General features: G+C 75.2%; 1 pseudogene. It reads right to left on the bottom strand.

Going from position 1 to position 303, the window contains the following annotated elements:
* Nucleotides 1–303, bottom strand: a pseudogene (locus PUR61_RS14365) (PhoH family protein); the annotation flags it as partial.

The following is a 303-nucleotide window of genomic DNA, read 5'->3' on the forward strand; positions in this document are numbered from 1 at the left end:
GCGCAGTCCGAACGCCTCGCGTTCTCCGCGCACCAGCCGGACGCGGCCGTCGCCGGTGCCCCGGCGGAGCGCCCGGCCGCGTTGGGAGGGGTGCACGAGTGCGGTGTGCTCGGGGAGGTCGCGGACGCCCTCGATGGACACCGCGGGGTCGTGGCCGGCCGAGAACAGCGCGTCGACGACGGCCGCCGCCACGAGCACCTCGGACATGCCCGTCCACCCGGAGCTGACCGCCAGCTCGGCCCCTTACTCCTCGGCGAGCAGGCCCACCGAGGACGCCTTGATCCGCAGCGGGAGGTCCTTGGA

This window comes from Streptomyces sp. BE20 (assembly GCF_036322525.1).
Lineage (GTDB): Bacteria > Actinomycetota > Actinomycetes > Streptomycetales > Streptomycetaceae > Kitasatospora.